The following is a 25734-nucleotide window of genomic DNA, read 5'->3' on the forward strand; positions in this document are numbered from 1 at the left end:
ACATGGTAGATATTAGTTTCGGTTCCGTCCGCAAGATCGTACGGTCGGCGGGACTCGCGGGGCCGCTTCTGTCAACCCTCGAAACGAGCCGCTTTTTGGCGGGCCAATTAACCAGCCGGGGAAAGCGGGAACGCAGCAAGTACGAATCGCTTCTCTGGCTGGTTGCTGGTTGGTTCTGTTCAGATCTTGTGGCGCCACTCGGCAGGAGCGCAAAATGTAGCGCGGCCGCACTGGAACGCGTTCTGTCGCCCGAGAAGGAAAACGATCGGCTGTTAAGGAAACCGTCTCATTCCGGCGCCGGCCCGTCGAGTGTGTGCGAGGCTCGGTGATCTTGCCGCCCGCCGCCGCCGTCCCTCAACATGGTTAACGCGGGAGCTTTACGGTAGCCGCCCCGGCTTGCGCCGATAAACAGGGCCTTAAGCTGTCGCCCGCATAGTGCGCGCGAACCATCGGAAAAACAGGACGTTTCGGGGCGCGCATGGGCATCGCCTTAAGTGAAATTCGCGCCACCCTCGAAGCCTTCGCGCTCCTGTCGCTTATCGTCAGCGGCGCCGGCGCGGCCATCGCCGATCGGCTACGTTTCCCCGGCTTCGTCGAAGGCTCGCGGCTCGAGCGTCTGGGCCTGTCGCTGATCTGCGGCTTCGGCTGCGTCCCCGTGATCCTTAATCTCGCCGCCCGCCTCGGGCCCGAATCGATGACGATCGCCGCCTTGGCGCTTGCCGCACTGGGCTGGGCAGCGCTGGCGCGGCCGGGCGTGACGAGCTCGCGGCTGCATCCCGCCTGGATCGGCGTCGCGCTGTTTTGGATCGTCTTTGCCACGGCGCTCCTCGTGGACATGCCGGGCGTCGGCACGCTGCAGCATTCGCTGCTCGCTGTCGATTATGTGAAGCACGCCGCGGCGACCTGGTCGCTGGCGCAGTCCGGCGCGCCTCCCTGGAGCCCGACCTTTTACGATCCGGCCCGGGGGATGTCCTATTACTACCTCTTCTACACCTTGCCCGCCGCGGTCGCCGTCGTCGGCGCGCCGCTCGGCATTGCCGCGCGCCACGCCGTCTACGCCTGCGCGCCGCTGATCGGTTTCGCGCTGTTCGCGCTCGCCCAGGCGGCGCTTGCGCAGAGCGGCGCCGAAACGGCTGTTGGAACCGCGGAGACGCGGCCCCGCGCGCGCAATGCGCTGCTGCTGGCGTTGCTCTTTGCGACGGGCCTCGATTTCCTGCCGCTCATGACGGTCTATGTCGCGGGCGAGGGAAGCGCGGACTTTCTCTTCCTGCATTTCAGCGACTGGGACGAGCAGGTCACCTCCTGGTTCAACAGCGTGATGTGGGTGCCGCATCACGTCGCGGCGCTCTGCGCGGCTTTTGCCGGTTTTATCGCGCTCACCGCGCCCGGCGCCGACTGGCGGCGCGTGGCGCTCGCGGGCCTCGCCTTCGCCTCGATGGCGGGCGAATCCGTCTATGTCGCCATGCCGGCCGCGCTCGGCGCCGGCTTCTGGCTGCTCTCCCTTCTCTGGCGGCGCCGGATCGACGATGCGATTCGTCTCGGGATTGCCGGCGTTCTTGCGCTTGGCTTGGCCGCGCCATGGCTCGTAACGCTGCTGCCGCGCGTTGGGGGCGGTGGCGAGGCGGCGCCAATCGCTTTCGCCTTGCGCGGCCCGGAATGGATCGACATCCTCGCCGGCTCGCGCGAAGCCGGGGCGATGTACCGCGGCCTGTCGATACCGCTCTTCTATCTCATCGATTTCGGCGTCTTCGCGCTCGGCTCGGTCGTCTTCTGGCGCAAGGCGGGCCGGCGGGGGCGCGCGAGCGAATTCGGCTTGCTGCTCATCTGCCTTACCGTCGCCTCCCTGCTGATCGGCTCATTCTTTCGCTCGACGGTCCTTCTCAACGATCTTGGCTGGCGGGCGATGCTTTTTGCGCAATTCGCGACGCTCATCTGGACTGCGGCGGCGGCGCGGCAAGGGCATTTGTTTCGCGGCGGGATCGGCGCCGCCGCCATCGTCTGTCTCGTCCTCGCCTATCTGGCGTTGGGCGTCGCGGTCGCGCAACTACGTCTTTATTTCCCGCTCGAGCACACGCGCGCGACGCTTGCGGACGAGATGGCGGCCTGGAGCTGGTTAGATGCGCATCTGCCGACGGGCGCCGTCGTGCAGGCGTATCCCGAAAAGAACCGCGCCTATGGCTACGGGCTCTATGGGCGTTTTCCTGTCGCCGTCGCCGATCGGCATAATGCGCGACTCTTCGGCGCCCGCGAGGCCGAGATCGACGAGCGCATCGCTTTTCTCGGGCCACTCTTTGTCGATGCGACGCTCTCGTTCGACGAGGCGCGCCGTCGCGCCGCGCGCCATAATATCGCGGCGCTGGTCGTCGCTTCGCGCGACCCGGTCTTTGCCGCGCCCGGCGCCTGGACCGCGACGGCGGCGCCCGCCTACGCCAATCAAAATTTCCGGGTCTATCTCCTGAACGGCGCCGATCATGACGCAAATGACTGAGACGCGCTCGACGCTCCGCCGCGCCTTCGCGCTCGTCCTTCTCTACGCCGCGGCGACCCTCGTCGGCGGCGTGATCTTCGTCGCGCTGCTGCGCGCGGCGCTGGCTTTCCTCGGCCCCGGCGTCATGTTCTACCGCGGCGTCGGCGCGCTCATTGTCGACTTCTTCCTGCTGATCGTGCTGGTTGCAGCGGCGGCCGCGCGCCTGCCGCGCCGTTTCGGGATCGACGGCGCCGACGCGCTCGGCGCTGCGATCGTGGCGACATCGCTTCTCCTCGCGGCTTTCGTTCTGGGACCGATCACCGCCGATCGATCGATCTCGGTTTTCATGTTGTCGCAGTTCGACGCCGCCGATCGTCCATTAACGGGCGCGGAAGCGCGCGACGCCTTTGTGCGCGTCTATGTGGACGATTGGGCGCAGATTGACCGGCGGCTGAAGGAGCAGGCGCTCTCCGGCAATCTCGAACAGGGGCCGGAGGGCTGGCGTCTGACCGCGCAGGGCCGCGCCTTCATGAAGACCGCACGCGCCCTGTCGTCGATCTTCGGCGGCGACCCGCGCTTCGTCGGGCGCAAGAATTAGGAGAAGGGGCCGTAACAGTTCTCGCTGCGAAGCCGCTGACTCTGGTCGAATCGCCGCCGCACGGACAGTTTCTGAGCACTGGTTTGCCAGAAATTCACTCGTCGACAAACCTCCGAGGCGGCCTCGTCCTTCGAGACGCGAGCTTTGCTCGCTCCTCAGGAAGAGGCCTAAGTGTTTGGCGTAGATGCAGAAACACCTCATGCTGAGGAGCCTGCGCAGCAGGCGTCTCGAAGCACGAGGGGAGTCAACGCCACTTATCGGCCGCCGCATGTCCGCGCCCTCTCACGTGCCGCAAAATTGCCTGTGCGTGAATCGCGCCGCCGGCCGCCCCGTCTTTGACTTGCCCCGCCGCCCTTGGCTACAAGCCTCCCTCCCTTCACGGAGAGAGGCGAGCATATGGCGTCGATCGTCGAGCGGCTGAGCGAGGAACTTGCGGCGAAACCTTGGCAGGTGGAGGCTGCGGTCGGCTTGCTCGACGGCGGTTCGACAGTGCCCTTCATCGCGCGCTACCGTAAGGAGGCGACGGGCCAGCTCGACGATACGCAGCTTCGCAAGCTGGAAGAACGGCTGCGGTATCTTCGCGAGCTCGAAGAGCGCCGCAAGGCGATTCTCGAGTCGATCGACTCGCAGGGCAAGCTCGACGATGCGCTGAGGCGCGTCATCATGGAGGCTGACAATAAGGCGCGCCTCGAAGATATTTATCTGCCCTTCAAGCCCAAACGTCGCACCAAGGCGCAGATCGCCATCGAAGCCGGCCTCGCGCCGCTTGCCGAGGCGCTGCTCGCCGCGCCCGATAAAGACCCGAAGGCTCAGGCGGAAGCCTTTGTCAACGCCGAGAAGAATGTCGCGACCGTCGAAGCGGCGCTGGAGGGCGCGCGCGCCATTCTCGTCGAGCGCTTCGCGGAAGACGCCGACCTCATCGGCGCGCTGCGCGAAACCCACTGGCAGCAGGCGGTTCTCAAATCAAAGCCGCGCGAGGGCAAGGAAGCCGCCGGCGCTAAATATTCAGATTACTTCGAGTTCTCCCAGCCCATCTCCAAGCTTCCCTCACACCGCATCCTCGCGCTGTTCCGTGGCGAGAAGGAGGAGATGCTGGAGCTCGAAATGGCGCCGGAGGCGGAGCCCGGTCTCGGGGGCTATGAGAGCCGCATCGCGCGCCGCTATCAGATCGAGGATCGCGGCCGGCCCGGCGATAAATGGCTCACCGATACGGCGCGCTGGGCGTGGCGCACAAAGATCGAGCTGCATCTTTCGGTCGACGCGCGATCGCGCCTGTGGCGTCTCGCGGAAGACGAAGCGATTCGCGTTTTCGCCGAAAATCTGCGCGATCTTCTGCTCGCCGCGCCGGCTGGCGCGCGCGCGACCCTCGGCCTCGACCCGGGCTTTCGCACCGGCGTAAAGGTCGCCGTCATCGACGCCACCGGCAAGATCGTCGCCACCACCCCCATCTATCCGCACGAGCCGCAGCGGCGCTGGGACGAATCGATCGCGACGCTCGCGAGCCTGGCGCGCCAGCACAAGATCGAACTTATCGCCATCGGCAATGGCACGGCCTCGCGCGAGACGGATAAGCTCGCGAGCGAGCTAATCTCCAAGCATCCGGAGTTGAAGCTCACCAAGATCGTCGTGTCGGAGGCGGGCGCCTCGGTTTATTCGGCTTCCGAATACGCCTCCAAGGAACTCCCCGACCTCGATGTGACGCTGCGCGGCGCCGCCTCCATCGCGCGACGTCTGCAGGACCCGCTCGCCGAACTCGTGAAAATCGAGCCCAAATCGATCGGCGTCGGGCAGTACCAGCACGACCTTTCCGAGATGAAGCTGTCGCGCGCGCTCGACGCGGTGGTCGAAGACTGCGTGAACGCCGTCGGCGTCGACGTCAACACGGCTTCCGCCCCGCTGCTCGCGCGCGTGTCGGGCCTCGGCGAGACGCTCGCCGCCAATATCGTCGCGCATCGCGACGCCAACGGGCCTTTCCGCACGCGCGCGGAATTGAAGAAGGTGCCGCGCCTCGGCCCCAAGGCCTTCGAGCAAAGCGCCGGCTTCTTGCGCATCATCGACGGCGACGATCCGCTCGACCGCTCGGGCGTGCACCCGGAAACCTATCCGCTGGTGCGTCGCATCCTCGACGCGGCGAAGACCGACATCAAATCGCTGATCGGCAATACGAATGAATTGCGCAAGCTGAAGCCCGCGCAATTCGCCGACGAGACTTTCGGCGTGCCAACCGTCACCGACGTGCTGGCGGAATTGGAAAAGCCCGGCCGCGATCCGCGCCCCGCCTTCAAGACCGCGACCTTCCAGGAGGGCGTCGAGACGCTCAACGATCTGAAGCCCGGCATGGTCCTGGAGGGCGTCGTCACCAATGTCGCGGCCTTCGGCGCCTTCGTCGACATCGGCGTGCATCAGGATGGTCTGGTGCATATTTCGGCCCTGTCGAAGGAGTTCGTCAAAGACCCGCGCAGCGTGGTGAAGCCCGGCGACATCGTGAAAGTGAAGGTCATGGAGGTGGACGCGCCGCGCAAGCGCATCTCGCTCTCCATGCGCCTCGACGACGCTCCGGGCCAGCAGGGCAAGGGCGGGCAAAGCGGCGGCCCCGGCCGCGATCAGGGACGCCCGCGCGGGCCGCAGCAATTCACCTCGGCGCCGAAGGGCGGCAAGCCGGCCGGCAATAGCCCCGGCGGACTCGGCGAAGCGCTGCTGGCGGCGATGAAGCAGAAGGGCGGGCGTTAAAAAGAGGCGATCGCATAGGGCGCGAAGACGCTCGCGCCGATCGCCGCCGCTCCCAGCGCCGCAATCAGAACGGCGCCGGCGGCGACGTCCTTCGCCTTCTCGACCTCGGGATGATGCTGCGGCGAGACGACGTTGCAGACATGTTCGAAGGCGGTGTTCACCGCCTCGGCCACCCAGACGATCGTCACCGCGGCAAAGAGCCAGCGCCATTCCTCGGGCCGGACCTTATAGGCAAGCCCCGCCGCCACAACGCCAATGGTTGCGCCGGCGTGAAGCCAGGCGTTGTGCTGGGAACGCAGCATGAAGCCTAGCCCCGCGAAAGCATAGGAAAAACTTTTCAACCGCGCCTGCGGCGAAAAGGCGCCCGGCTTTTTCAAGGGCTGGCTCTCCCCGAATCGCGGACGCTCGCCATGGCGGATGCTTTGCCGGCGTCGTCGACCAGGCGTTCGAGCACTTTGAGATATTCGGAAAAGCGTTTGCGTCCCGGGCTTGTGATGCGGCAGGTCGTCAGAGGGCGATTCTCCTCCAAACGCTTATCGATGACGATGAGTCCGTCTTCCTGCAGCACGGCGAGATGGCGGCTGAGATTGCCGTCGGTCAGGCCGCAAAGGCGTTTGAGCTCCGAGAAAGGCAAGCCCTTCGGAAAAGAGAGGAGCGCGGTCAGAAGGGCGAGGCGCGCCTTCTCGTGGATGACGCGGTCGAGGCCCTCATAGGCGAAACGTCCTTTCTCGGCCTCGTGCCGCGGCACTGTCTCCTCCGTTACTCGCGACCGGGGCGCCCCTGGCCACCTGCCTGGCCAAGTCTCCGCCTAAGCTTTGCGTGGCAAAGTATGCGGCGGCCTGGGCGCGCGTCAAGCGCGCGCGGGCCCATGTCAGGGCGCGGAATTCGGGTAAACAAACCCTCCGCAGCCGCGTCATGCCCGCGCTTGTCGCGGGCATCCACGCCGGGACATGACGACACGCGGGGAGAAGAAGCGGCGTTGGTCCTCTCATATTCTTAAGCTTTCGGCGCGGCGTGGATGGCCGCGACAAGCGCGGTCATGACGCGGGGACACGCGCGGTTCATTCTCTGAAAGTAATGGTCCCGCTCGACGCCGTCATAGCGGCCGGTCTTCAAGCAGCAGCGCTTGAAAGCTTTTCATGGAGCCGCAGGGACAGGGATCGGCGCGGCCGAGCTTTTCCACGAGCTCCTTATCGCCGTGAATGATTCGCGCGCCGCGCTTCACATGGGTTTCGGAGTTGAAGCCCTTACGGCGTTTGGACGTGCGCTCGAAAGCAGGCGAAGTTGTCTAAAATTTTCGGCATAATCGCCTCCCCTATGCATTTTGAGAAAAATGGAGCGGGTGAAGGGAATCGAACCCTCGTATTCAGCTTGGAAGGCTGCTGCTCTACCATTGAGCTACACCCGCGACCCTTTTTCTATGCCAAGCCGCGCGCCGCTTTGCAACGGCGAATCCGTCGCGCGGGCTGCGCGCATTTATCTATTTGACAGCGCCGCCGGAGCCCACTAACCCGAGCGCCCGATGGTCAATCAACAGGCGGGCGTTCCAACGCTGCCCCTTTCGTAAGGATCAACGAACCGTGGCCAAACCGGAACTCGGCGCCAAGCGCCAATGCCAGTCCTGCGCAACGAAATTCTACGACCTCAACAAGAGCCCGATCGTCTGCCCGAAGTGCGGGACGATCTTCCAGATCACCGCGCTTTCGCGCGCGCCCGGCCGCGTGGAGGAGGAAGAGAGCGAGGTCGAGAAGGAGGGCGTGGAAACCGTGTCGCTCGACGAGGTCGAGGAGAGCGAGAATGCGGCCGAGACGCTCGATGTCGATGAAGACGTTGAGATCGACGACGCCGGCGACGACGACACCTTCCTCGAAGAGGAAGAGGGCGAGGACGACGACGTCTCCGGCCTCATCGACGGCGACATCGAGACCGACGACGAGGGGTGAGCGTCGCGCCCCTTTCGGGCGCCCCGCAAACAGCCAACAAAAAACCCGCGGCGAGCGCCGCGGGTTTTTTGTTTGGGCTAGAGCGGATTCGTCTTAAACCGGCTCATATCCAGCGGCGGCGAAGAAATTTGCGCATTCAGCGGGGGAGAACTCCTTCAGCAATGCGCCGATCCTGTTCCATAGGGCGTCGACGGTCCGCTCCGCGGCTTTGCGGAGCAGAGCTTTGAGTTTGGAGAAGGCCTTCTCGATCGGATTGAAATCGGGACTGTAGGGCGGAAGATAGAGCAGCGTCGCGCCGGCCGCCTCGATGGCCTTGCGCACGCCGGCGCCCTTGTGGCTCCCCAGATTGTCCATCACGACAATGTCGCCCGGCGAGAGCGTCGGAACGAGAACCTGATCGACATAAGCCTGGAACCATTGACCATTGATCGGGCCGTCGAGAACCATCGGCGCCGTCATTCCAGTCAGGCGCAGGCCGGCGACGAATGTCGTCGTCTTCCAATGCCCATGCGGAACGCTGGCGCGCAGCCGCTCGCCTTTCGGCGCGCGCCCGTTCTTGCGCGCCATATTGGTCGTGGTCCAGGTCTCGTCGATGAAGACGAGCTTTTCGGGATCGAGATCGAGCTGGTTGTCGAACCAGGTTTCGCGCCGCTCCTTCACATCCCGCCGGTCCTGCTCGCTCGCATGGGCGGTCTTTTTTTGTAGGTTAGACCGCAGCGGTCGAGAAAGCCCCACAGCGTCGCTCGGCTTGCCTTGATCCCGCGTTCGGCGAGGAGCCGTTCCAGCAGTTCGCTGATGGTCAGGTCCGGCGTCGCCTCGATCAGCGCCAGCAGGAAATCGCGGTGCGGGTCGAGCTTGCAGCGTTTCGGCTGTCCCTGCTTGCGTGCGCCGCGCTCGCCGCTCTGGCGCGCGCGGCGAACCCAGACGATCGCGGTCGCATCACCGACCCCGAAACGCGCCGCCGCCTGACGCGCCGAAAGCCCCTTCAACGCGACGTCGATCACTCGGTCGCGCAAATCCTGGCTGTAGGCTCGAGCCATCTTCCTCCTCCGTCATGCACATGACGTAAGGAATCAGTCTTTCGCCGATTCGGGAATCCTCTCTTGAATCGGAAAATGACGAACCCGCTCTAGCGCGCTTTCCGCTCGCATGGAATCACGCGAGCGGAAAGCGCGCAGAGTCAAAAAATTGGAGCGCATTCTTATCGCAAAAGTCTATCAACTTTTGCGGAATGCGCTCTGGGAACGGTTATTTGCCGCGACGGCGGCGCTGCTGGCCCAGGCCCATCTCTTTGGCGAGATTGGAGCGCGCCTGGGCGTAATTGGGGGCGACCATCGGATAATCGGCCGGCAGGCCCCATTTCTCGCGATATTCCTCGGGGGAAAGGCCGTATTGCGTGCGCAGATGACGCTTCAGGGATTTGAACTTCTTACCGTCTTCCAGACAGATGATGTAGTCGTTCGTCACCGAGCGCTTGGGCGCGATGGCGGGCTTCGGCGGCTCGGCCGGGGCGGCGGCGACGCTGGAGCCGACGCGCTGCAACGCATTATATACTTCGCTGATGAGCTGAGGCAGATCGGAGGCTGGCACGGAATTGTTGCTGACATAGGCCGATACAATGTCCGCGGCGAGTTCGATATTGTTGGGCAGGTTCATTTAAGGGCGCCTATTGCGTCACGTGGGGACCCTGAGAGGGCTGGCGTCTTCTCTCGGGAAGCGTCGCCGCTTCAAATAGCTCGGACAAAACCTTTTACGCGACGGGCTTTATCGAACAGGCGAAGACTAAACGTCAATTTATGCCATTTATCCCCGTCCATCAAGAATTATGCTCCATTAAATTTAGGTCATCTCATTTACGCCATATGTTTCTCTTTCGAGCGCGCCGCAGCAGCGCAGAGCCGCCCAGAATCGCAAAGTCTTGAGCCCGTCCATGGGACGAACAGGCGAAGATCGGCCTAGATGAGGTTATGGAGGATGGTTATTGAGCAGTAACACAATGCCTTGCCTGTTCGACTCGACTTGGAGCCGCAATGTCCACTTTCAGGGCCGTACGAATTGATGTCCAGTCGGGCGCCCAGAGCGCCGATTATGTGGAGATGACAGAGGACGAGCTAATGCCCGGCGACGTCGATCTCGCGGTGCTCTACTCGGCGATCAATTACAAGGACGGTCTGGCGGTGACCGGAAAAGCCCCGGTGGTGCGCCGCTTTCCGATGATTCCGGGCGTCGATCTCGCCGGGCGGGTCACCCGATCGGCGCATGCGGGTTTTGCGCCGGGGGACCTCGTCGTCGCCACGGGCTGCGGCTTGGGCGAGGCGCATTTTGGCGGCTTCGCGCAGAAGGCGCGGCTCCCCGGCGAATGGTTGGTCAAGCTCCCCGGCGCGTTGACGCCCGCGCGCGCGATGACGATCGGCACGGCGGGGCTCACCGCCATGTTCTGTCTTTTCGCGCTCGAGCGGCATGGCCTCTCGCCCGCTGACGGAATGGCCGTGGTCTCCGGCGCCTCGGGCGGCGTCGGCTCCTTCGCCGTCGCCCTCCTGGCGCAGGCCGGCTGGCGCGTCGCCGCCATCACCGGGCGTCCCGCCGAGGCCGATTATCTGAGATCCATCGGCGCGGCCGAAATATTGACGCGGGAGGATTTTTCGTCCCCCGGCAAAGCGCTGCAAACCCAACGCTTCGCCGCCGGCGTCGATACGGTCGGCGGCGCCACGCTGGCGAATATGCTTGCGCAGACCCGGTTCGACGGCGCGATCGCCGCCTGCGGCAATGTCGGCGGCATGGATCTGCCCGCGAGCGTCGCGCCTTTCATCCTGCGCGGCGTGTCGCTGCTCGGCGTCGAAAGCGTTCGGCCAAGAATAAATTTGCGCCGCGAAGCCTGGGCGCGGCTCGCGACAGACCTGGACGTCGCGATGATCGACGCCATGTGTGAGATAATCCCCTTCGATCAGGCGCTGGAGAGGGCGCGCTCGATCGTCGGCGGGAAGATACGCGGGCGGGTCGTCATCGAGATGCGCTGAGCGTCGCTTCGACCAATTGTCGCAGCGCCGCCCGACGCCTCGACGAACGCATTCGCTTCGGTTGTAATCGGCTTTCGGCCGCCGAGCGGATCGCGCTCCCGGACCGCGCTCTTGGACCGTTTAGCTTTTCATGCCCTCGGGGCGCCAAAGGTAGGACGCATGAGTTCGGCATTCACCAAAGAACAGGACGACGACAATCCGCGCGAGGATTTGCCGGATCGTCCGATCAGCCCGCATCGCAATCTGGTGACGCAAGAAGGCTTGCAGCAGATCGACGACGCTATGACGCGCCTGCTGGCCGATCTGGAAAAGGCGAACGCCGCTGGCGACAATCATGCGATCGCGCTCGCCCAGCGCGATTTGCGCTACTGGCGGGCGCGCCGCGCCAGCGCTGAGATCGTGCCGCGCATCGCCGACCATTCGCATGTGCGCTTCGGCCACCGAGTCGTGGTGGAGCTGGAGGGGGGGGAGCGCCGGGCGTTCCGCCTTGTGGGCGAAGACGAGGCCGATCCGGCGAAGGGGTTGCTTCCCTATGTCGCCCCGCTTGCGCAGGCCCTGATGGGCAAGGCTGTCGGCGACGAGGTCGAGGTCGGCCATCACCGCGCGCAGATCGTCGAGATCGCGTAACAAAAAGCCGCGCGTTTCCGCGCGGCTAATTTGTCGCCAAACCTCCGAGGCGGCCTCGTCCTTCGAGACGCGAGCTTCGCTCGCTCCTCAGGATGAGGCCTAAGTGTTTTTGCAGAAGCTCCTCATGCTGAGGAGCCTGCGCAGCAGGCGTCTCGAAGCACGAGGGGCGTCACCGCCATTTTATCAGCAGTCTGAGCCGCGCGTTCCCGCGCCGCTCGACTTCGTTCTCTATCCTTCGCGCCGGCGCTATGCCGCTTTGCGCGCAACCTTCTTGGCGGGGCTTTTGGTTTCCTGCGTTTCGGCTTTCTGCGCAACCGCGGCCGCCTTCTGAGGCGCTTCCGGCTTGGTGACGGCGGCCTTCGGCGCAGAGGCTTTTTGAGCCGGGGCGGGTTTTTCCGCTGCAGCTTTTTCAGCCGCCGGCTTCGCCGAGGCGCGCTTCAGGCGGCGCTTGATCGAGCTCCACAGCTCTTTCATTTCCTGCGCGGCCACGCCCTCGGGGTTATATTCCGCGACCCCGAGGCCGAGACGCGCGGCTTCCTGGTAGTCGACGCGCGAGGAGACGAGCGGCGCAAGCAGACCGCCCATCGCCTGCAGCGCCTTGGCGCCGAGATCGACGCGCGCGCTCTGTTGCGACGGCGGGCATTGGTTGAGCAGGAAGGCGTAGTCGCAACCTTCCTCCTTCACTTGCGCGCGGGTTTTTTCGCTGGCCCAGAGATCGAAAGCGTTCGGACGCGCGGGAATGATGCAAAGGTCCGCCGCGCGCACGGCGGCAAGCAATTGTTCGCCGTCATGGCCCGGCGCGTCGAGGATGACCAAAGTGATCCCCTTTTTTTCCAACGCCGAGATTGCCTTGGCGAGCTTTCCCGCCGGCACGTGCTCGACGCCGATGTCGGACGCCTCGCGCGAACTCGCCCATTTGACGAGGGTTTGGAGCGGGTCCAGATCGAAGATGAAAACGCGCTCGCCGGCCGCGCGCGCGGCGACGGCGACGCTGCTCGCGAGGGTGCTCTTGCCCGCGCCGCCCTTTTGCGTAACGAAAGCTATTGTTCGCATTCTTTTGGTTCCGTTTTGGCGTTTGCTCGGTTCGGCAAGGCTTTACGCGAAACGCGGCAATTGTCGGCAGCACCCAAGCTTATGCGGCCGAATCATTTACTTGCGTGCAGGGTAAGCTTTGGCTAACGCGCCGTCGAGGCGTCAATTGATCGGCGCCGACACAAGTAAAGACTCTGACCATCCGAGATTCCAATGCCCGACCTCTTCGAAAACGCGAAACTCGACGAAAGCGCGCCGCGCCCCTTGGCGGACCGTCTGCGCCCGACTCGCCTCGAAGAGGTGGTTGGACAAGATCACTTGCTCGGAGCTGACGGCGCGCTCACGCGGCTCGTTCGCGGCGGCTCGCTCGGCTCGCTTATTCTTTGGGGGCCGCCCGGCTCCGGCAAGACAACGGTGGCGCGCCTGCTCGCGCATGAAACGAAACTCGCTTTCGTGCAGATTTCAGCGATCTTCTCGGGCGTCGCCGATCTCAAGAAGACATTCGAGGCCGCGCGTGCGCGCCGCGCGACGGGCCAGGGCACGCTGCTCTTCGTCGATGAGATCCATCGTTTCAACCGCGCCCAGCAGGATAGTTTTCTGCCTGTGATGGAAGACGGCACGATCACTTTGATCGGCGCGACGACGGAGAATCCGTCCTTCGAGCTCAACGCCGCTTTGCTGTCGCGCGCGCGTGTGATGACCTTCAAATCGCTCGACGCTGCGGCGATCGAAAAGCTGCTGGCGCGCGCCGAAGAAACAGAAGGCAAGAAGCTGCCGCTCGACGACGACGCCCGCGAGGCGTTGGTCGCTATGGCCGATGGCGACGGCCGCGCCGCGCTCACTCTGTCGGAAGAAATCTGGCGCGCGGCGCGCGCGGGCGAAATCTTCGACCGCGCCGCGCTCTCGGACGTCGTTCAGCGCCGGGCGCCCATCTACGACAAGGCGCAGGAGGGGCACTACAATCTCATCAGCGCGTTGCACAAATGCGTGCGCGGCTCGGACCCCGACGCGGCGCTCTATTACTTTGCGCGCATGCTGGACGCGGGCGAAGACCCGCTCTTTCTGGCCCGGCGTATCGTGCGCATGGCGGTCGAAGACATCGGCCTCGCCGATCCGCAGGCGCTCGTGATCGCCAACGCCGCGAAGGACGCTTATGACTTTCTCGGGTCTCCGGAAGGCGAGCTCGCTCTGGCGCAGGCGGTGATCTATGTGGCGACGGCGCCCAAATCCAACGCCGGCTATGTCGCCTATAAGAAGGCGCGCCGCCTCGCGCAGGAGAAGGGCTCGCTCATGCCGCCCAAGGTCATCCTCAACGCGCCGACCAAGATGATGCGCGAGGAAGGCTATGGCGAGGGCTATGAATATGATCATGATTCGCCCGACGCCTTCTCCGGGCAGAATTACTGGCCCGACGCGCTCGGGCGCCAGCGGCTCTATCAGCCGGTCGAGCGCGGCTTCGAGCGAGAGCTCGCCAAGCGCCTCGATTATTGGGAGCGGTTGCGGCGCGAACGCAACGCAAAATGACCGGGGAACTGCACGATTATGTTGCGCAATTGTCACGCAGGCTGGCAAACGTGATGCACAAGGCTTGTTCAGGTCGCCTTTCGATTGACCGTCCGCGAGGTCAGCCGTAAGTCTAGCCGTGACGGCGCGGAGGTCGCATTCAAGCGGCAGAAGCCCAAGAATTCGAAATGTCTACGAAGGGGTCGATTATGGCCAAGTTTCCTGTCGCCGCCGGCGTTGTGCTGGCTCTTGTTGCGGGTTCCGCTTTTGCCGCCGATCTCCCGTCGCGCAAGGGACCGCCGCCGGTCTTTGTTCCCCCGGCGCCGAGCTTCACCTGGAACGGCCTCTATGGCGGTATCAACATCGGCTATGGTTTTGGCGCCGGCTCCAATGAGACGGGCGGCTTCATCTATCCGTCGCCGTCGGCTGCTCCGGGCTTCTCCGCCGCGTGGAACGCTCCGCAGAATCTGAACGGCGTCACGGGCGGCGGTCAGATCGGCTACAACTTCCAGTTCTCGCCGTGGCTCGTTGTCGGCGCCGAAGCTGACATCCAGGCGGCCGACATCAACAGCCAGTCGAATGTGGTCGGCGCGACGACCAGCCCGTCGACGGCTTTCGCCGCCACTGCGGCGCGCGGCCCCATTCTGCATAGCGCCTTCGTGAACTCCGCGAAGAGCGTCGATTGGTGGGGCACGGTTCGTGGCCGCATCGGCGTGACGCTTCCGTCCTGGCCGAATCTGCTGGTCTACGGCACGGGCGGCTTCGCCTATGGCCAGGTGGATCAGACCGTCTCGGTCGCCGACATCTTCCTGACCGGCCCCGTCGGCGGCGCCGTGATCGGCCGCGCCAAGTCGTTCGGCACCAAGACGGGCTGGACCGCCGGTGGCGGCGTCGAGTGGTCGCCGCTCGCTTTCCCGGCCTGGTCGCTGAAGGTGGAATATCTCTACACCGATCTCGGCTCGACCAATGTGGTCATCCCGGGCGTGCTCACGACCTTCGTGGTTCCCGGCTGGGCTGGTTCGCACAGCTCGCCGACCCAGTTCCACACGGTTCGCGCCGGCCTGAACTGGCACTTCAATCCCTTCGCCGCTCCGGCGCCGGTTCTGGCGAAATACTAAGACTTTAGCCAGTTCATGAAATCATGAAGCCCGGCCCTTGTGGCCGGGCTTTTCCTTTTTATTACAAATAGGTCATGTAACGCGACCGGCATGGACACGCTTCACCGCCGGGTATAGCAAAGGCCGTCGGAACTCATAGGGGATAAGCCCCGCTCGAATCGTGTCGCGCTTGGCCTGGGGGTCGCACGGGTGCTAACCCTGTTCAAAGGACTTTGGCGCGACGCGCCCCGGAGCCCCATCGCAGAAATGCCCCGCAAAGCGCCTCTCCTTCTCGCAATCATTGCGAGCCTCGCTATTGGCGCGGCTCTGCCGGGCCTTGTGGCGAAGATGCGCGGAAGCGCGCCCGCGGATTCCGGGGCTGGCTCCCAACAGACCGCGAGTCCCGCCGCCCCCGAAGGGCTGATCAAGCTTTCGCCCGAGCAGATCGACGCCGCCAAGATCGGCGTCGCGAAGGCGGGCCCCGGCGTGCTCAAGCGCCAGATCACCGTGCCAGCGACGGTGAAGCCCGATCCCGACCATCTCGCCCGCGTCGCCGCCAAGGTCTCTGGCGTCGTCGCCGAAATGCGCAAGAAGCTCGGCGACGACGTGGCGAAGGGCGAGACGATCGCCGTCATCGATTCGCGCGAGGTCGCTGACGCCAAGAGCGAATATCTCGCCGCGCTCGCCAATTACGAGCTGCAATCCCAGCTCTTCCAGCGCGAGAAGGGCCTCTTCGAAAAGAAGATCACCGCCGAGCAACTGTTCCTGAAAGCCAAGGCGACTTTCACGGAAGCAAAGCTTCGCCTCGATCTCTCGCGCGGCAAGCTCGCCGCCCTCGATCTCTCCGAAAACGAGATGACGGCGCTCGCCAATCAGCCCATCGCCCGCTTGCGCGAGAAGGAGATTCGCGCGCCGATCAAGGGCCGCGTCATCGAGCGCCTGACCAATCTCGGCCAGCCGGTGACGCCGGAAAGCCAGATTTACGTTCTGGCCGATCTTTCCGAGGTGGAAGCCGAGCTCGCGGTTCCCGTCGCCAATCTCGCCAGCGTGCGCGTGGGACAGCCGGTGGTCGTCAAGGGGGCGGATGGGCGCGCTTTCGAAGGCGCCGTGCGCGTCGTCAACGCCCTCATCACCCCCGAGACGCGCACGGGCCATGTCGTCGCCTCCTTCAAAAACCCGGATTACGCAATTCACCCTGGCGTTTTGCTCAACGCCGAGATCGCACTTGAACAGAGCCCCGCGAAAGTCGTCGCGCCGCGCGCCGCGGTGCAGCTCATCCACAACGAGCCGACGGTCTTCGTGCGCGTGAAGAATGGCTTTGAAAAGCGCGTCGTCGAACTGGGCGACGGCGACGAAGGTTCTGTGGAGATCGTGAAAGGCCTCTCGCCCGGAGAGACGATCGCGGTCGATAACAGCTTCGTGCTGAAGGCCGAAGCCGGCAAGAGCGAAATTCCCGAGGAGTGACGGCTCTAAGACCATGATGCAGCGGATCATCGCCTTTTCGGTCCATAGCCGCTGGCTGGTCGTCCTCCTGGTCGCGCTGGTCGGCGCCTTCGGCGCTTTCGCGCTCGTGCATCTGCCGATCGACGCCGTTCCCGACATCACCAATAATCAGGTGCAGATCAACGCCCGCGCGCCGGCCCTCTCCGCCTTCGAGATGGAGAAGCAGGTCACTTATCCGATCGAGAACGCGCTCGCGGGCATTCCGGGTCTCGACTATACGCGCTCGCTCTCGCGCAACGGCTTTGCGCAGGTGACAGCGGTCTTTTCCGATGGCGTCGATATTTTTTTCGCACGTCAGCAGGTGAATGAGCGCGTTGCCCAGGCGCGCGAGGATTTTCCGCCGCAGATCGAGCTGCGCATGGGCCCGATCGCGACGGGCCTTTCCGAAATCTACATGTGGACCGTGCGCTACGCGGAGCCGCACAAGCTCGCCGACGCCGGCGAACCCGGCTGGCAGCGCGACGGCGCCTATCTGACGCCGGAAGGCGCGATGCTGCGTACGACCGTCGCGCAGGAATCCTATCTGCGCACCGTGCAGGACTGGATCATCCGCCCGCAATTGCGCACGGTGCCGGGCGTCGCCGGCGTCGATTCGCTCGGCGGGTTCATGCGGCAATATCATGTGCAGCCCGACCCCGCGAAGCTGACGTCGCTCGGCCTTTCCTTCGGCGATCTTGCGGCGACGATCCAGAAGAACAACGTCAGCCGCGGCGCCGGCTATGTCGAGCGCAATGGCGAGGGCCTCGTCGTGCGCAGCGGCGGCCGGCTGGAGACTGTCGAGGACATCGCCAATGTCGTGGCGACGACGCGAAATGGCGTGCCCGTGCGCGTAGGCGAGATCGCCAATGTCGCCATCGGCAAGGAGCTGCGCACGGGCTCCGCCAGCATGAATGGCGAGGAGGTGGTTATCGGCACGGCGCTGATGCTGATCGGCGCCAATAGCCGCACCGTCTCGGCGGCGGTGGACGCCAAGGTGAAAACCGTCACGAAGTCCCTTCCCCCGGGGATCGAAGTCAAGACGATCCTGAACCGCACGCTCCTGGTCGACGCGACCATCAAGACCGTCGCCAAGAATCTCCTGGAGGGCGCGGGGCTCGTCATCCTCGTGCTCTTCGTGATGCTGGGCAATTTCCGTGCGGCGGTGGTGACGGCGACGGTCATTCCGGTGACCATGCTGCTGCTCGCCATCGGCATGTATATCGGCAAGATCAGCGCCAATCTGATGAGCCTCGGCGCGCTCGATTTCGGCCTCATCGCCGACGGCGCCATCATCGTGGCGGAGAACAGCCTGCGCCGCCTCTCCGAACGCCAGCATATGGCGGGGCGCCCGCTCACCACCGAGGAACGTCTCGAGACGGTCATCGATTCAGCCGTCGAGATGCGGCGACCCACCGTCTATGGCCAATCGATCATCATTCTCGTCTATCTGCCGATCCTGAGCTTCACGGGCGTCGAAGGAAAGATGTTCCATCCGATGGCGATGACCGTCATCATCGCGCTTCTGTCGGAGTTCCTTCTCTCCCTCACCTTTTTCCCCGCGATGATCGCGCTCTTCGTCTCGGGCGCCAGCGAAGAGCACGACAATGCGATCGTGGGCTCGCTCAAGCGCATGTATGAGCCGGCCTTGCGCTGGGCGATGGAGGCGCCGGTGAAGGTGATGGCGATCGGCGTCGCCTCCTTCCTCTTCGCCGTGCTTCTCTATTTGAACCTCGGGCAGGAGTTCATCCCCAAGCTCGACGAGAAAAATCTCGCGATGCAGGCAAATCGCATTCCGAGCACCTCGCTCACGCAGTCGCAGGCGATGCAGATCGACGTCGAGAACGCCATTCGCAAGCTGCCGCAGGTCGATTACGTCTTCTCGAAGACCGGCACGGCCGAGGTCGCGACCGACCCGATGCCGCCGAATCTGACCGACACTTTCATCATGCTGAAGCCGGAAGATCAGTGGCCCGACCCGCATCTGCCCAAGGACAGGCTAATCGACGACATCTCGGCCGAGATCTCCAAGCTGCCCGGCAACGCCTATGAGTTTTCGCAGCCCATTCAGTTGCGCTTCAACGAGCTTCTGGCCGGCGTGCGCGGCGATATAGCCGTGAAGGTCTTCGGCGAAGAGTTCGACGCCATGCTGAAGACGGCCAATCATATCGCCGCCATTCTGCGCGCCACGCCGGGCGCGACCGACGTGAAGGTCGAGCAGGTGACCGGCCTGCCGGTGCTCGACATCAAGGTCGATAAGAGCGCCATTGCGCGCTACGGCCTGTCGCTCGGCGCCGTGCAGGACACGATCGGCGCGGCGATCGGCGGCGAGCAGGCCGGCATGATCTTCGAGGGCGACCGCCGCTTCCCGATTTTCGTGCGCTTGCGCGACAATCTGCGCGAGGACGCAAACGCTTTGGAGACGATCCCGGTTTCCTTGCCGCCCGACGCGCAGGGCCATATCTCGACCATTCAGCTCAAGCAGGTTGCAAGCTTTTCCACGGTCGACGGGCAGAACCAGATTTCCCGCGAGAACGGCAAGCGGCGCGTGGTCGTCAGCGCCAATGTGCGTGGACGCGACATCGCCTCGGTCGTCAACGAAGCGCGCGCCAAGGTCGACGCCAAGGTGCAAATCCCCGCCGGTTATTGGATCGAATGGGGCGGCCAGTTCGAAAATCTCGCGGCGGCGCGGGCGCGGCTCATGATCGTCGTGCCGGTCTGCTTCTTCATGATCTTCCTGCTGCTCTTCTCGGCGCTGGGCTCGGCGCGCGACGCCCTGCTCGTCTTCTCCGCAGTGCCGCTCGCATTGTCCGGCGGCGTGCTCGCTCTGTGGCTGCGCGGCATGCCCATGTCCGTCTCGGCGGCTGTGGGTTTCATCGCGCTTTCCGGCGTCGCCGTGCTCAACGGCCTTGTCATGCGCACCTATATTCACCAGCTCATGGTGAGCGGCATGGATGAGCGCGCGGCGATCTTCAAGGGCGCCATGACGCGTCTGCGTCCCGTGACGATGACGGCGCTTGTCGCCTCACTCGGTTTCGTGCCAATGGCGCTCGCGACGTCGACGGGCGCTGAAGTGCAGCGGCCGATCGCCACTGTCGTCATCGGCGGGCTCATCAGCGCGACGGTGCTCACCCTCATCGTGCTGCCGGCGCTTTACGCCTTCTTCGGTGAAAACAAAGCCTCGCTCGCCGCCGCGCGTGAAAGGGAGGCGGTGTGAGACGCGCGCGCCGCACAGGAAAATCGGCCGAGCGCCAAATACCTCCCCTTTACGGGGAGGTCGGCGGCCGAAGGCCGCCGGGTGGGGTTCTCTCGGCAACGACAGTTATTGGGGCTTGCCCCACCCGACCCCGCTTGCGCGGGGCCGCCCTCCCCGTAAAGGGGAGGGATGAGCTCACGCCCAGCGGTTGCGCGGCCGCTTTCGTGCGGGCCGCCTTTTTTGCTCTGTGTTTCACATCGTCTGCGGCGTCGGCCGAGACGCTCGATGGCGCCTTGCTGCGCGCTTACAACAATAGTCCGGTGCTGAATTCTGGCCGCGCCGGCGTGCGCGCGCTCGACGAGAAGGTGCCGCAGGCGCGCTCGGGCTTGCGTCCGCGCGCCAATGCAAGTCTCTATCTCGGCAAGCAGGAAAATCGCGCGATCGCGCGGCAAATCGACGAGGAAATTGCCAATCCGGCCTTAACCCGCGTCCAGACCAAAAGCATTCAGACAGGGGGCAGCATGCCCCGCTCGGCGACCCTCACGGTGGAGCAGCCCGTCTTCGACGGCTTCAAAACGCAGAACGCCACCCGCATGGCGGAAACGAATGTCTTCGCTGGGCGCGAGCGGCTGCGTCTTACCGAGCAGCGCGTGCTTTTCAACGCGGCCTCCGCCTATATGAACGTCTTGCGCGACACGGCCGCGCTCAAATTGCAGGAAAACAACGTCGCGGTTCTCGCCGAGCAATTGCGCCAGACGCGGGAGCGCTACAATTACGGCCAGATTACTTTGACCGACATTGCGCAGGCCGAGGCGCGGCTCGCCGCCGGGCAGTCGCTCGTCGGTCAGGCGCGCGCCGCGCTCGAGGCGAGCGTCGGCTTTTATCGGCAGACGATCGGCGTCGAACCGAAGAAATTAGCCCCCGGCGCCGCGGTCGATCGTCTGATTCCGAAAACCCGTGAGGAGGTCGAGCGCATCGCCCTGGGCGAGCATCCGGTCATTCTCGCGGCTTTGCACGACGCCGACTCGGCTGACCTCGACATCAAGGTGATCGAAGGGGATTTCATGCCGAAATTCTCGATCGTGGGCAATGTCTTCACCCAGACGGACACCAGCGGCGTCTATAACCGCAATATCGGCGCATCGATCGGCGGGCGGCTCAATGTGCCGATTTACGAGGGCGGCATAACCTATTCGCAGGTTCGGGAAGCCAAGGAGACGGCGGGGCAGCGACGTCTCGACGTCGATGTCGCGCGCGCCGACGTCATCGCGCTGGTGCGCGCCAATTGGGGCGCCCTGCAAGCCGCGAAAACCCAGATCGCCGCCGCGCAGGCGCAGATCGCCGCCGCCGAGCGCGCGCTCTATGGCGTGCGGGAGGAGGCCAAGGCGGGGCTGCGCACGACGCTCGACATTCTCAACGCGCAGCAGGAATTGCTGAACGCCCGCATAAGTCTCGTCTTCGCCCAGCGTGAGCGCGTGGTCGCCTCTTACGCCGTGCTCGCCGCCATGGGCCGGCTGTCGACGGAAACGCTCAGCCTGGACGCGTGGCAATACGACCCGGCGGTCCATTTCGAGCAGGTGAAAGACTCCTGGGTCGGGACCGCGACGCCCGACGCCGGGCGTTGAAGACATTTCATACAAAGCGTTTTACTCTGCGGCCAATCGCCGCTCGCGTTGCGGCGCAACAAAGAAGAGGAAACGCTATATGCGAGGCGCGTATCTGAAATTCTTCGCCAGAGGTTTTGCGCTGGCGCTGGTCGCGGCGCCCATGGCCGCCGGTCCGGCCGCGGCCATCTGCTGGTTCGGCTGCGGCGATCCGACCGAGGAGCACGCCCGCAAGATTTTCGAAAATCTCCTCCCGCAGCATTTCGACAAGCCCGGCAAGATTCTCGAATTCAAACAGACGATGTCGGAAGCGCTCGAAATGCACGCGACCGGCGAGAAGGGCTTCGAGATCTTCTTCAACGCCAAAGTGCAGTTTCCGGAAGGCGCCAATCTCGAGTGCAAACCCGACGACGCTGGCAAGGTCAAGGAAGGCTGCTCGCCCAGCAAGCATTATGTGACGGCGCCGCGTAACTCCGATCCCAAGGGCAAGCAATATGTGGCCCCGGGCGAAACGGTCGTCTTCGATGAGGAATATCGCTTCTACGAAGACTCGAACGGCTGGAAGGGCCCGGACGGCAAAGTCTATCGGCAGTAAGCAAAAAATATGGGCGCGCAATAATTGCGCGCCCCTGAGCGTCGGCCTCTACTCGCTCGAAGAGGCGAAACGATCTTACTTCAGCAGGTCGGAGTTCTGCGGGCAGCCGGCCTTCTCATTGCAGGCCTTGAAGTTGGCGCGCAGCTCGTCGACATTCGCGCCGTAGTTCTGCTTGCGGGCGAGATATTCGTCGTAGCACTTCGACGCGGCCGCAGCCTGCTTGTCATCGTCGGCGTTGCGGGTGTCGCAATCGGCGAAGGCCGGGGTCATCATGCTGGCAAACAGGGCCGCCGCAACAAAGGCGAATTTGTTCATTTTGACGCTTCCTCTTCTCATATTTTCGGCTGTGCTTGCTTGCGCTGGCGTAGAACCCTCCCGCCGACAGTAACGGCCCCTCATAACGCGCAAAGCGGGGCGGACGATGGGGGAAGATTGGCCCAGTGTCAATCACACGTCATTGATATGACAGAGACGAGGGGGCGATCGGCAGGCTGGCGAGCACCCGCTTCCCTATTGCTAAAGATTGAATCCAAAAGATTATTCCCATAAGGGCCCCCCGCTCTCGGGCGCCTCCCCGGGGCTAAAAATTTTGAGATGGCCGGCAAGAAGGGCGCGCTTTTCGCGCGCCCTCGCATTTTTCTCAGCCGCGAGGAAAAGCTCAGAGCCCCTTCGAATTCTGCGGGCAGCCGCACTTCTCGTCGCAGGCCTTCTTGTTGGACTTGACTTTCGACATATCGGCCGTCCAGCCCTGCTGATCCTTCAGATATTGATCCTCGCACTTGGAGGCGCAGACGGCCTGCTCGTCTTCCGCATGGGTGTCGCAGCTCGCGAAGGCCGGAGCGGTCATCGCCGCAAAGATAGCGATGGCCGTGGCAATGGAGAATTTCTTCATCCTGAGCGTTCCTCTATCTTCCCTATTTTATTTTCTTGCTTCTTGCGCCGCATTCGAACCGCGCCGCCATTTGAAACGGCGGCGCGCGAGCTGTCACGCTCGAGCGTCACGAAGATGTCGCAAGAAAAAGGAGCCGTCAATAATAGTGAAGGCTTCCAACAGCTCTTTTACGGGGCGAGTTGTCGCAGCACGTAAGGCAGAATGCCTCCATTTTTGAAGTATTCCAATTCGTCGAACGTATCGATCCGCAAGAGGAGCGGGGCGGAGACAACCTTGCCGCCCTGGAAGGTGATTTCGGCGGCCAGCGTCTGGCGCGGCGCAAGTCCTTTCTCGAGCCCGCGAATGGCCACGGTCTCCTCGCCGGTCAGGCCGAGCGACGCCCAGCTCGTTCCGGGCTCGAAGGTCAGCGGCAGCACGCCCATGCCGACGAGATTGGAGCGGTGGATGCGTTCGAAGCTCTGCGCGATCACGGCGCGCACGCCGAGCAGCGCCGTGCCCTTCGCCGCCCAGTCGCGCGAAGAGCCATTGCCATATTCGGCGCCGGCGAAGACGACGAGCGGCGCGCCGTCCTTCTGGTAGCGCATGGCGGCGTCGTAGATCGAAAGCGTTTCGCCGCCGGGGTAGTATTTGGTGAGGCCGCCTTCCGGCACGACGCCATGGGCGTCTTTCATCATGTTGTTCTTGATGCGGATGTTGGCGAAGGTGCCGCGCATCATGACTTCATGGTTGCCGCGCCGCGTGCCGTATTGGTTGAAGTCCTTCTGCGCGACGCCATTGTCCATCAGCCATTTACCCGCGGGCGAGGCGGCCTTGATGGAGCCGGCCGGGGAAATATGGTCGGTGGTGATCTTGTCGCCAAAGAGCGCGAGGATGCGCGCGCCGACAATATCCGTAACGGGCTTGGGCTGCTTGGCGAGGCCCACGAAATAGGGCGGGTTGCGGACGTAGGTGGAGTTGCCGTCCCAGCCGTAGGTTTCGCCGGCCGGCGCCGCCACCGCGCGCCAATGTTCGTCGCCCGCGAACACATTGGCGTAAGTCTCGCGGAAGAGATCGCGCGTGACATTGTCGCGGATGAAGGCGTCGATTTCGGCGCTCGACGGCCAAATATCGCGCAAGTAAACCGGCTGGCCGTCCGAGCCCTGGCCCAGCGGCTCCTTCGTCAGATCGGTGGCGACCGTGCCCGCGAGCGCGAAAGCGACGACGAGCGGCGGCGAAGCGAGATAATTCGCCTGCACGTCGGGGTTCACGCGGCCTTCGAAATTGCGGTTGCCGGAGAGCACCGAGGCCGCGACGAGGTCATGGGCGTTGATGGTCTTCGAGACCGGCGCCGGCAGCGGGCCGGAGTTGCCGATGCAGGTCGTGCAGCCGAAGCCCACGAGATTAAAGCCCAATTCGTCGAGCGACTTCTGTAGGCCGGAGTTGGCGAGATATTGCCCGACCACCTGGCTTCCGGGCGCGAGCGAAGTCTTCACCCAGGGTTTGACCTTGAGGCCCTTGGCCACGGCGTTGCGCGCCAGAATCCCCGCGCCGATCAGCACGCTCGGATTGGACGTATTGGTGCAGGAGGTGATGGCGGCAATGACGACGTCGCCATGGCCGAGGTCGTAATTCGTCCCCTCGACCTTGTAGCGCGGCCCGAGACCGCCGTCCTTTTTATATTCGCCAGCGAGCGCGGTCTCGAAGGCCCTGCCGATGTCCTCCAGCGGCACGCGGCCTTCGGGGCGCTTGGGGCCGGCGAGCGAGGGCGCGACCTCGGCGAGGTCGAGCGCCAGCGTGTCGGTGAATTCCGGGTCGGGCGAGGAGGCGTCGCGCAGCATGCCCTGCGCCAGCGTATAGGCCTCGATCAGCGCGATGCGCTCGGCGGCGCGGCCGGACATATTCAGATAGGCGAGCGTCTCGGCGTCGACGGGGAAGAAGCCGCAGGTCGCGCCATATTCCGGCGCCATATTGGCGATGGTCGCGCGGTCGGCGAGCGAAAGGTGGTTGAGGCCCTCGCCATAGAATTCGACGAATTTGCCGACGACGCCCTTTTTGCGCAGCATCTGCGTGACGGTGAGCACCACGTCGGTCGCGGTGACGCCCTCCTTGGGCGCGCCGGTCAGCTTGAAGCCGATGACTTCGGGCGCGAGCATGGAGAGGGGCTGGCCGAGCATGGCGGCCTCGGCCTCGATGCCGCCGACGCCCCAACCGAGCACCGCAAGGCCGTTGACCATGGTCGTATGCGAGTCGGTGCCGACGAGCGTATCGGGATAGGCGACCTCGACCGCCGCGCCATCGGCTTTCTCCGTGCGCGTCCAGACCGTCTGCGCGAGATATTCGAGATTGACCTGATGGCAGATGCCCGTGCCCGGCGGCACGACGCGGAAATTGTCGAAAGCCGACTGGCCCCATTTCAGGAAGCGGTAACGCTCGCCGTTGCGCTCATATTCGAGCTCGACATTCTGCTCGAAGGCCTTGGGCGTCCCGAACTCGTCGACGATGACCGAATGGTCGATCACGAGATCGACCGGCACGAGCGGATTGATCTTCTGCGGATCGCCGCCCAGCGCGACAAAAGCGTCGCGCATCGCCGCGAGATCGACGACAGCGGGCACGCCGGTGAAATCCTGCATCAGCACGCGGGCCGGCGAAAAGGCGATCTCGCGCTCGGTCTTGCCCTTCTCGGTCAGCCATTTGGCGAAGGAGTGGATCGTGTCCTTGGTGACCCAGCGTCCGTCCTCGTTACGCAGCAGGTTTTCGAGAACGACCTTGAGCGAATAGGGGAGCTTGGAGACTCCTTCGAGCCCGTTCGCCTCCGCCGCTCTCAGCGAGAAATAATCATAGGTCTTGTCCCCCACGACGAGCTTTTGGCGGGATTTGAAACTGTCGAGCGAAGTCATGGGAGGTCCTTGCAGACGTAAAGGCGAAACGTCGCCTTCATAGGAAATTCCATGCCACCGGCACAAGCGGCCGAC

General features: G+C 64.0%; 20 protein-coding genes and 1 tRNA gene. 12 read left to right on the forward strand and 9 right to left on the reverse strand.

What is annotated here, in order from left to right:
- Positions 1-478: 478 nt before the first annotated feature.
- From QMG84_RS01660 to QMG84_RS01670, 3 genes are all read left to right on the forward strand, one after another.
- Complete coding sequence (locus QMG84_RS01660; protein WP_281930016.1) at positions 479-2488, forward strand: hypothetical protein; 2010 nt, start codon at positions 479-481, stop codon at positions 2486-2488.
- Complete coding sequence (locus QMG84_RS01665; RefSeq protein WP_281930017.1) at positions 2472-3065, forward strand: hypothetical protein; 594 nt, start codon at positions 2472-2474, stop codon at positions 3063-3065. Before QMG84_RS01660 ends, QMG84_RS01665 begins: the two co-directional genes overlap by 17 nt.
- Before the next feature lie 396 nt (positions 3066-3461).
- Entirely contained in the window at positions 3462-5795 is a 2334-nt protein-coding gene (locus QMG84_RS01670; protein WP_281930018.1) for a Tex family protein, read from the forward strand.
- Here QMG84_RS01670 and QMG84_RS01675 read toward each other — a convergent pair.
- From QMG84_RS01675 to QMG84_RS01685, 3 genes are all read right to left on the reverse strand, one after another.
- Entirely contained in the window at positions 5792-6172 is a 381-nt protein-coding gene (locus QMG84_RS01675; protein WP_281930020.1) for a diacylglycerol kinase family protein, read from the reverse strand. The two genes, QMG84_RS01670 and QMG84_RS01675, sit on opposite strands and share 4 nt — an antisense overlap.
- Positions 6169-6543 carry a transcriptional regulator gene (locus QMG84_RS01680; RefSeq protein WP_281930022.1) on the reverse strand — a complete coding sequence of 125 codons (375 nt, stop codon included), beginning with the start codon at positions 6541-6543 and terminating at the stop codon, positions 6169-6171. The genes QMG84_RS01675 and QMG84_RS01680 overlap by 4 nt, the downstream gene beginning before the upstream one ends.
- A gap of 586 nt (positions 6544-7129) precedes the next feature.
- Positions 7130-7203 (reverse strand) — tRNA-Gly (locus QMG84_RS01685).
- A 172-nt stretch (positions 7204-7375) separates the two neighbouring features.
- On the opposite strand from QMG84_RS01685, the gene QMG84_RS01690 reads away from it, so the two are divergent.
- Entirely contained in the window at positions 7376-7738 is a 363-nt protein-coding gene (locus QMG84_RS01690) for a TIGR02300 family protein (RefSeq protein WP_202070792.1), read from the forward strand.
- 93 nt (positions 7739-7831) lie between these two features.
- Here the strand turns inward: QMG84_RS01690 and QMG84_RS01695 are convergent.
- Both QMG84_RS01695 and QMG84_RS01700 read right to left on the reverse strand, forming a co-directional pair.
- A protein-coding gene (locus QMG84_RS01695; RefSeq protein WP_281930025.1) for an IS630 family transposase occupies positions 7832-8778 on the reverse strand; the annotation gives its coding sequence in 2 pieces (ribosomal slippage) (positions 7832-8439 and positions 8439-8778; 948 coding nt in all).
- A 208-nt stretch (positions 8779-8986) separates the two neighbouring features.
- Positions 8987-9394 carry a Ros/MucR family transcriptional regulator gene (locus QMG84_RS01700; protein ID WP_281930026.1) on the reverse strand — a complete coding sequence of 136 codons (408 nt, stop codon included), beginning with the start codon at positions 9392-9394 and terminating at the stop codon, positions 8987-8989.
- Positions 9395-9768: 374 nt separating this feature from the next.
- On the opposite strand from QMG84_RS01700, the gene QMG84_RS01705 reads away from it, so the two are divergent.
- The gene (locus tag QMG84_RS01705) at positions 9769-10755 is read left to right on the forward strand and encodes an MDR family oxidoreductase (protein ID WP_202070790.1); all 987 of its coding nucleotides are present in this window, start codon (positions 9769-9771) and stop codon (positions 10753-10755) included.
- A 159-nt stretch (positions 10756-10914) separates the two neighbouring features.
- Positions 10915-11382, forward strand: a complete 468-nt coding sequence (gene greA, locus QMG84_RS01710; RefSeq protein ID WP_281930028.1) for a transcription elongation factor GreA — start codon at positions 10915-10917, stop codon at positions 11380-11382.
- Between the two features lie 246 nt (positions 11383-11628).
- On the opposite strand, the gene QMG84_RS01715 is transcribed toward greA, so the two are convergent.
- Complete coding sequence (locus tag QMG84_RS01715) at positions 11629-12435, reverse strand: division plane positioning ATPase MipZ (protein WP_281930029.1); 807 nt, start codon at positions 12433-12435, stop codon at positions 11629-11631.
- A 192-nt stretch (positions 12436-12627) separates the two neighbouring features.
- On the opposite strand from QMG84_RS01715, the gene QMG84_RS01720 reads away from it, so the two are divergent.
- The 6 genes from QMG84_RS01720 (at position 12628) to QMG84_RS01745 (ending at position 21888) form a co-directional block, all read left to right on the forward strand.
- Positions 12628-13938 (forward strand): replication-associated recombination protein A, encoded by a 1311-nt coding sequence (locus tag QMG84_RS01720; RefSeq protein ID WP_281930031.1) that lies wholly within the window; start codon positions 12628-12630, stop codon positions 13936-13938.
- A 188-nt stretch (positions 13939-14126) separates the two neighbouring features.
- The gene (locus tag QMG84_RS01725) at positions 14127-15035 is read left to right on the forward strand and encodes an outer membrane protein (RefSeq protein ID WP_281930033.1); all 909 of its coding nucleotides are present in this window, start codon (positions 14127-14129) and stop codon (positions 15033-15035) included.
- A 246-nt stretch (positions 15036-15281) separates the two neighbouring features.
- Positions 15282-16478 carry an efflux RND transporter periplasmic adaptor subunit gene (locus QMG84_RS01730; RefSeq protein WP_281930034.1) on the forward strand — a complete coding sequence of 399 codons (1197 nt, stop codon included), beginning with the start codon at positions 15282-15284 and terminating at the stop codon, positions 16476-16478.
- Between the two features lie 13 nt (positions 16479-16491).
- Positions 16492-19710, forward strand: a complete 3219-nt coding sequence (locus tag QMG84_RS01735) for an efflux RND transporter permease subunit (protein ID WP_281930035.1) — start codon at positions 16492-16494, stop codon at positions 19708-19710.
- Positions 19711-19913: 203 nt separating this feature from the next.
- A complete protein-coding gene (locus QMG84_RS01740; RefSeq protein WP_281930037.1) occupies positions 19914-21314 on the forward strand; it encodes a TolC family outer membrane protein in 1401 nt (466 codons plus the stop codon).
- A gap of 79 nt (positions 21315-21393) precedes the next feature.
- On the forward strand, positions 21394-21888 hold the full coding sequence (locus QMG84_RS01745; RefSeq protein WP_281930039.1) for a hypothetical protein: 495 nt from the start codon (positions 21394-21396) through the stop codon (positions 21886-21888).
- A gap of 75 nt (positions 21889-21963) precedes the next feature.
- Here the strand turns inward: QMG84_RS01745 and QMG84_RS01750 are convergent, their stop codons facing one another.
- The 3 genes from QMG84_RS01750 to acnA all read right to left on the reverse strand — a co-directional run bounded on the left by QMG84_RS01750 (position 21964) and on the right by acnA (position 25659).
- Positions 21964-22203, reverse strand: coding sequence for a hypothetical protein (locus QMG84_RS01750; protein ID WP_202070781.1), 240 nt, complete (start codon positions 22201-22203; stop codon positions 21964-21966).
- 343 nt (positions 22204-22546) lie between these two features.
- Positions 22547-22780 (reverse strand): hypothetical protein, encoded by a 234-nt coding sequence (locus QMG84_RS01755; RefSeq protein WP_281930040.1) that lies wholly within the window; start codon positions 22778-22780, stop codon positions 22547-22549.
- A 167-nt stretch (positions 22781-22947) separates the two neighbouring features.
- A complete protein-coding gene (gene acnA / locus QMG84_RS01760; RefSeq protein ID WP_281930042.1) occupies positions 22948-25659 on the reverse strand; it encodes an aconitate hydratase AcnA in 2712 nt (903 codons plus the stop codon).
- Positions 25660-25734 lie beyond the last annotated feature (75 nt).

Origin of the sequence: Methylocystis iwaonis (assembly GCF_027925385.1) — a bacterium.
Taxonomy (GTDB): domain Bacteria; phylum Pseudomonadota; class Alphaproteobacteria; order Rhizobiales; family Beijerinckiaceae; genus Methylocystis; species Methylocystis iwaonis.